The 3,686-nt window shown below is 66.4% G+C and carries 3 protein-coding genes and 1 pseudogene; 3 read left to right on the plus strand and 1 reads right to left on the minus strand.

All coding sequences use genetic code 11. The features are described 5' to 3' along the window. Positions 1–75 precede the first annotated feature (75 nt). Complete coding sequence (locus tag CCN44_RS44240; protein ID WP_143650449.1) at positions 76–900, minus strand: DUF7224 domain-containing protein; 825 nt, start codon at positions 898–900, stop codon at positions 76–78. Positions 901–2,098: 1,198 nt separating this feature from the next. Between CCN44_RS44240 and CCN44_RS47080 the strand changes: the two genes are divergently transcribed. From CCN44_RS47080 to CCN44_RS47090, 3 genes and pseudogenes are all read left to right on the plus strand, one after another. After that, positions 2,099–2,374: a hypothetical protein gene (locus CCN44_RS47080; protein ID WP_237481985.1), complete on the plus strand. Its 276-nt coding sequence runs from the start codon at positions 2,099–2,101 to the stop codon at positions 2,372–2,374. A 172-nt stretch (positions 2,375–2,546) separates the two neighbouring features. Next, a complete protein-coding gene (locus CCN44_RS47085) occupies positions 2,547–3,200 on the plus strand; it encodes a hypothetical protein (RefSeq protein ID WP_237481987.1) in 654 nt (217 codons plus the stop codon). Positions 3,201–3,418: 218 nt separating this feature from the next. Then, positions 3,419–3,686, plus strand: a pseudogene (locus tag CCN44_RS47090) (ATP-binding cassette domain-containing protein); the annotation flags it as partial.

The following is a 3,686-nucleotide window of genomic DNA, read 5'->3' on the forward strand; positions in this document are numbered from 1 at the left end:
GGTCCATCGCGTCGCCGCCGCCGCAGGTGAGGTTGGCCGGCATCTTGTCGACGAACTTCACCAGGACCGGGTGGCTCAGGCCGTGCTGCGCCGGGGACGTACCGCGGCCCTGGTCCAGAACGCCGGAGCCATGGGCGCGCAGCGGCCGGATCCCGTCGTGCTGGCAGTCGCGGACCGCGGACGCCGGGCGTGGGGCTTCACCGTGGTCGGATCGGCGGCGATCCCGTGGAGTGTGCCATCGAGGACGGCGGCCCCACGCTCGCACGCGGTGACTACGGTGCGCGCGAACCAGTCGGCCTGCTCGGGAACGGACAACGTCCGAACCGTTTTCACGTCAGCACGGACCCGCTCACGGTTGGCAGCCTTACTGTCAAACTCCTCGGGACTGTGATCCCACTGCTTCGCATGCGCCTCGCTTTCACCTGCAATGGTGGACGCCCACAGAAGGGCCTCTCGCCTCAACTTTGGATCAGGTCTGTCGCACGGGAAACGAACAGCAGCGTTCACGAGCAGGTAGCGGACGTTGCCGGCTTCTGCACCACGGGTCAGGCTGACGCGCCACGTGCTGGGCGTCGACCTCACGTATCTGCGGCCATCAGCGAGGCTGTCGGTGATGGAGCGGGGAGAGGCCTCGACGCCGGCTGCTCGAAATTTACTCAGTACGGAATCGACCTGCTTGCGAACCATCGGAAGGTGGTCGGCGCTGAGCTTCGGCATGCACACCACGGGTGCTTTTCCGGAGCACTGCATAGGTGCATGGCCGCTCAGAACGGGATCGTGCGGTCCCCAGTTTTCAACCATTCCCTGAGCTGTGTTCATGCCGGCAAGCGCCAGTGCCGTAGCGAGGCTCGCGCGGATGATCACGTGCCGTATTGGCATCCACAGCAGCAGGGCGGCCATGGCGATGGAACCGGTAAAGAGAAGGTGGGGCACCAACGACCGAAGGGAACGATCTCGCCGAATGCGAGCGAATCCGTGCGTTCGCCGGAGACGTGTCGGTACCAGAACGTCGTGGACGTCACTGAGAAAGCGACAAGCACCCATGTCACCACGGCGACCAAGGGGGCTGCGAGCAGCCTCGGCACGTGCAGGCCGGCAGCGAAGCCGATGACGACATGTGCTGCGCACAACAGCATGCCGAGAACCAGGGGGCGCACACTGTCGAGTTCGGCGCAACGTCCTCCTGGATCAGGCGGAGAGCGGCGGCCAGGATGAGCATGAACCATGCCAGCGTCACAACGGGGAAGAGAATGTTCGCCGCGATCCGGAATCGTGAGCGCGCCGGGGCCAAGACCCACACTGCAGCTTCCCTTAGCCGACCGCTTTCCCACGCCGCCAGAGCCGACGCAACGGCGTAGGCGAAGGCGTATATGGGACTAAGCGCATCGGCGACGATCGCAGGCGCCCACCCATGGTAATCGACCAGTCCATTAATAGAACAGGACCAGGCCAACAGTGAATAGTGCGGCCCGAGACGCACCCGCAGTGCGTAGATTGGTTAGGAGCTTTAAAATGTCCCTCGGGCGAAAATTACGGGAATGCTAGACAAGTGGAGGGGTGCCCGTTATGGACGCCCCTCCACCCGAATAATTAGCAGGCGCTAGTCGGCATAGGAGGTATCGACATAGACCGAGTCGACATCCAGCCTTCACCAAGAGTGAAAACGGTCATCGCGTTCAGGGCCTCGGCCCCGCCCCCTCCAACGTCATGTTCCCGGCCCGTCGGCGGTTCAGCAGGTCCCCAACGAGCCCTTCTCTGAGGCCCTTCGCTCCGGGTGCCGGGCGCCGGTGCGACTCGCAGGCCGGGAGCACTCCGAATCGCCGCGGCATCCGTCTGCGGCACCACTGCGGCATCGACCAGCTCACCTCCGAGCAGGCCGATCCGTCCGTCTCCGCCGATCTCGTCCGCGGCACCGCTACCGGACGAGCCGCAGGGTCGTCGGCGGCGCCATCGAGCCCCTGGGCTCCGCGTTGTGGGTCGCGCTTCATTGAGGTCCGCCCCATGGCCGAGTAAGGACAGATGTGCGATGCGACGCTGAACAGGATGAACTCGTGGGAGACTGATCAGGCGGCACTTCGGTCAACGCCATTGTTGTGGCATGAGGAAGCTCACGGCATTCACGTTACCCGTCGCCGTAGCGACGCTCTTGCTCGCTGGCTCTGCCATCCCCGCTCACACCGGTCCCTACTGGAACAAGCAGGCCAAGTGCCAAGCGAGCGACCCGGACGGCCGCCGGATCCCCACTCGTCTGGGCAACGGCGAGCTGGGCTCGAACCACTTCTCCGGCAAGCACAACATCAAGGAGTGCGCACTCGTCACCATCCCTCTCCGAGACAAAGTCGACAAGGTGGACGGGGCGAACCTTCAGTACTGAGGATGGGCCTCGCATCGAGCCCACGGGCGGGTCAAAATCATCGTCAAGGCCCGATACGCTCGCAAGACGACCGACGGGCGCTACGACGCCGGTCGAGGGCAAGTGATCGGCGTGATCACCGCGTACTGCAACGGCATGCGGAAATGTCCCAACTGGGTGAATGAGTAACGCGGTGAGCGAAGACGAGCGCGAGATCGAAGACCTTCAGGTCGAGGTAGCCGCCCTCCTGTCGGACTACGTCCACGCCCCACTCCTGGAGGACCAGTACGTACGCGGAGTCCTGCCGGTGCCGTCTCAGGCACCGGCCGTCCGGGCTGTCCTCGGAGACCGGGCCGAGAGCACGCCGGCGCGGCTGACCGCCTACGAGATCCCCCTCAGAACCGGTGAAGATCTGCGCACGGCGTACGACGTCGTAGCCCTCCTCCGGGCCGTGCACACCGGAACCCACATCTACCCGCGCAGCCGGGTCACCTCAGTCATGGGGATGGACCTCTACCTGGTCGACCCGGCCCAGGTGAAGGAAGCTTCGTTCACCACCGACGACTGGACTGCCACGCTGCTGCGCTGCCTGGCTCATCCCTGTGATCCGCCCGAGGAACGGCACGGGGCGCGACTGCGCGGCTTCCTGTTCCGACACGGGGGTGCGCTGCGCCTGTACATGGACAGCGACGAGGTGCGGGGAGTGATCGCCGCCGACGTACGGCCCGGTGGTGCACTGACCGCACTGCTGGCGGCGCTGCCCTCACTGCTCGGCGAAGAGCACAGGATCTCCGAAGAACCGGGCGACCCCCACTGCCGGTATCTGGTGGACCTCACCGACTGGTGAGGGCACTGCCCTGAGCCACCGACCGGATCAGCACCCGGCCGGGCGACGCGGTATCGCACCCCTGACCATTCCTACGGCCATGCCCGCATCCGCTCGGCGAGCGGGAGGCCGGCCGAGGCGCCCGCTGCGGGCGAGCCGCTTTCGAGACCTTGAGCTCACCCGGCTGGCTCGCTGGACGCACCGGACTGGGGCCTCTGATCGGGGTCGGCGTCGCACCTGCCGTGCACCAGCGGGCAGCGGCCGCCGCAGCAGCCGAAAGCGTCATCGCCGCACTGCCGCACGGGCTGGACACCTCGCCGGCCCGCTCCTGGTGGAAGGACACGACCTGTCCGGCGGGCAGTGGCAGCGCATCGCCGTCGCTCGCGCCTTCCACCGCGACGCCCCTGTACTGGTGATGGACGAACCGACCGCCGCGCTCGACGCCCGCGCCGAGCACCGCATTCATTGCCGGTCGGCGAGACGGGCGGCGACGGCGGGCCCGGCCAC

The organism is Streptomyces tricolor (assembly GCF_002155905.1).
GTDB lineage: Bacteria > Actinomycetota > Actinomycetes > Streptomycetales > Streptomycetaceae > Streptomyces > Streptomyces tricolor.